2 protein-coding genes and 1 pseudogene are annotated in these 3,573 nt (G+C 50.9%); all 3 read left to right on the forward strand.

Annotation, left to right across the window (positions count from 1 at the left end):
* Nucleotides 1-1,395 (forward strand): annotated as a pseudogene (sucA, locus tag ACTHSP_RS18860) (2-oxoglutarate dehydrogenase E1 component); the annotation flags it as partial.
* 99 nt (nucleotides 1,396-1,494) lie between these two features.
* Nucleotides 1,495-2,676 (forward strand): 2-oxoglutarate dehydrogenase complex dihydrolipoyllysine-residue succinyltransferase, encoded by a 1,182-nt coding sequence (gene odhB, locus ACTHSP_RS18865; protein ID WP_371464841.1) that lies wholly within the window; start codon nucleotides 1,495-1,497, stop codon nucleotides 2,674-2,676.
* A gap of 259 nt (nucleotides 2,677-2,935) precedes the next feature.
* Nucleotides 2,936-3,573 (forward strand): FAD-dependent oxidoreductase (locus ACTHSP_RS18870; RefSeq protein ID WP_440346669.1); only part of this gene is annotated, 638 nt, incomplete at its 3' end.

Consider the following 3,573-nt stretch of genomic DNA (forward strand, 5'->3'; position numbering starts at 1 on the left):
GTATCGCAACACCCAGGTGCGCGTGCTTTGTACACCGAGCAACTGATTGCCGAAGGCGTGGTAACTCAAGCTGAGGCCGATGGTTACATCCAAGCCTATCGTGATGCTTTGGACAAAGGCGAACATGTTGAACAAACAACTTTAAGCAACTTCCAACGCACTCAAATCGACTGGAGCAAATACCAAGGCAAAGATTGGCGCGAACACATCGAAACTGGTTTGCCAGCCGCGGATATTGAGCGCCTTACCGAGAAGTTTACCGCCGTACCGGAAGGCTTTGCCCTGCATCCGACTGCAAAACGTGTGATTGAAGCGCGTAAAGCCATGGCATCTGGCAAACAAGCCATCGACTGGGGTATGGCCGAAACCTTGGCATATGCAAGCCTGCTGACTAAAGGTCATGGCGTGCGTATCTCCGGTGAGGACTCCGGCCGCGGTACATTCTCACACCGTCATGCAGTATTGCACGATCAAAAACGCGAAAAATGGGACGACGGTACTTATGTTCCTCTGCGCCATATGGGCGAAGGCATGGGCGAGTTCCTGGTTATCGACTCCATTTTGAACGAAGAGGCCGTGATGGCGTTCGAGTACGGCTTTGCCTGTTCCGCACCTGACAAACTGACCATTTGGGAAGCTCAATTCGGTGACTTCGCCAACGGCGCGCAAGTAACTATTGACCAATTCCTGTCTTCAGGTGAAACCAAATGGGGTCGTTTGTGCGGCCTGACCACCATCCTGCCGCACGGCTACGACGGTCAAGGCCCTGAGCACTCTTCTGCACGCGTAGAACGTTGGTTGCAACTGTGTTCCGAGAACAATATGCAAGTCATCATGCCGTCTGAAGCGTCGCAAATGTTCCACCTCTTGCAACGTCAAGTCTTGGGTTCATACCGCAAACCGCTGGTGATTTTCATGTCCAAACGCCTGTTGCGCTTCAAAGGTGCAATGAGCCCGCTGGAAAACTTCACCGAAGGTTCGACTTTCCGTCCGGTTATCGGCGATACCGCAGAACGTGCAAGCAATGACAGCGTGAAACGCGTGGTATTGTGTGCCGGTCAGGTTTACTATGACTTGGAAGCAGGCCGTGCCGAGCGTAAACTGGAAGATGATGTCGCTATCGTCCGCGTTGAGCAGCTGTATCCGTTCCCATACGAGGAGGTTAAAGCTGAACTGGTGAAATATCCGAACGCAAAATTTGTGGTTTGGGCACAAGAAGAGCCGAAAAACCAAGGCGCGTTCTACCAAATCCGCCACCGCATCGAAGACGTTATCAGCGAAGAGCAAAAACTGTCTTATGCCGGTCGTCCAAGCAGTGCATCGCCTGCAGTGGGCTACTCAAGCAAACACATTGCTCAATTGAAACAATTGGTTGAAGACGCTTTGGCATTGTAAACCAAGTAGCATTCCGTCTGAGTCTGCTCAGGCGGAATGCCCATATGCAGAATTAAAAACACACAACAGGCCGTCTGAAAGGGCCATTGGAGACACAAAATGATTATTGATGTAAAAGTACCTATGCTGTCTGAAAGCGTATCTGAAGGCACGCTCTTGGAATGGAAGAAAAAAGTTGGCGAAGCAGTTGCCCGTGACGAAATCCTGATCGATATCGAAACTGACAAAGTGGTTTTGGAAGTACCTTCTCCGCAAGCCGGCGTATTGGTTGAAATCGTAGCGCAAGACGGTGAAACCGTTGTTGCCGACCAAGTTTTGGCTCGCATCGATACAGCTGCTACTGCCGCTGCCGAAGCACCTGCAGCCGCTCCTGCCGAAGCAGCCCCAGTCGCCGCTCCTGCTGTTGCACAAAACAACGCCGCTATGCCTGCCGCCGCCAAACTGGCTGCCGAGACCGGTGTCGACGTGAACACATTGCAAGGTTCTGGCCGTGACGGTCGCGTATTGAAAGAAGACGTACAAAATGCCGCTGCCCAACCTGCCGCAGCCGCTGCTCCTGCTGTTGCACTTCCTGCCGGCGCGCGTCCTGAAGAACGCGTACCAATGAGCCGCCTGCGTGCCCGTGTTGCCGAACGCCTCTTGGCTTCTCAACAAGAAAACGCCATTCTGACTACATTCAACGAAGTCAACATGAAACCAATCATGGACTTGCGTGCGAAGTACAAAGATAAATTCGAGAAAGAACACGGCGTAAAACTGGGCTTTATGTCCTTCTTCGTTAAAGCCGCTGTTGCCGCCCTGAAAAAATATCCGGTTGTGAATGCTTCTGTTGACGGCAAAGACATCGTGTACCATGGCTACTTCGACATCGGTATCGCGATTGGCAGCCCACGCGGTTTGGTTGTGCCAATCCTGCGCGATGCCGACCAAATGAGCATTGCCGACATCGAACAAGCAATTGTTGATTACGCGAAAAAAGCCAAAGACGGCAAAATCGCTATCGAAGATCTGACCGGCGGTACATTCAGTATTACCAACGGCGGTACTTTCGGTTCTATGATGTCTACCCCGATCATCAACCCGCCTCAATCTGCGATTTTGGGTATGCACGCCACTAAAGAGCGCGCCGTGGTTGAAAACGGCCAAGTTGTTGTCCGTCCGATGATGTATCTGGCTCTGTCTTACGACCACCGTATCATTGACGGCCGCGAAGCTGTATTGACCTTGGTAGCCATTAGAGACGCGTTGGAAGACCCAGCTCGCCTGTTGTTGGATCTGTAATCGTTTCAGACGGCCTTTTATTTATTAATGAAAAGGCCGTCTGAATTTTTATTTAGATGTAGCGTAATGTAGTATCGTGCTACAATAGGCTCAACAAACGATTGAGGCCGTCTGAAACATTTGATTCGAATGAATCGGCAGATATGGACTTTCAGACGGCCTTTTCTTAAAACCATCAAAACGCAGTCATTCAAAATAAAAAAGAAACAAAAAGTATCGTTTTTATTTTGAGATACTGCTAAAAGCAAAGGATGACACGATGTCTCAATATGATGTAGTAGTGATTGGTGCAGGCCCGGGCGGATACGTTGCCGCCATCCGTGCCGCGCAACTGGGTTTCAAAACCGCTTGCGTTGACGCAGGCGTTAACAAAGCAGGCAATGCCCCTGCATTGGGCGGTACTTGCTTGAACGTAGGCTGTATCCCTTCCAAAGCCCTGCTGCAATCCAGCGAACATTTCCACGCTGCGCAACACGATTTTGCCGAACACGGCATCACTGTCGGCAACGTAAAATTCGACGCGGCCAAAATGATTGAGCGCAAAGATGCCATCGTGACCAAGCTGACCGGCGGCGTGAAATTCCTGTTCCAAAAAAACAAAGTAACCAGCCTGTTCGGTACTGCTTCCTTTGCCGGTAAAAATGGCGATGCTTACCAAATCGAAGTCGATAACAAAGGCGAGAAAACCGTTATTGAAGCCAAACACGTCATCGTAGCAACAGGTTCCGTACCGCGTCCGCTGCCACAAGTCGCTATCGACAATGTGAACGTATTGGACAACGAAGGTGCATTGAACCTGACCGAAGTGCCTGCCAAACTCGGCGTGATCGGTTCCGGCGTGATTGGTTTGGAAATGGGTTCCGTATGGAACCGCGTGGGTGCAGAAGTTACCATTCT

It is taken from the genome of Neisseria sp. P0001.S005 (genome assembly GCF_051963715.1).

Bases quoted from the DNA above. Each gene is read 5' to 3' on its own strand.
- odhB (WP_371464841.1), top strand. From the start codon at position 1,495: ATGATTATTGATGTAAAAGTACCTATGCTGTCTGAAAGCGTATCTGAA.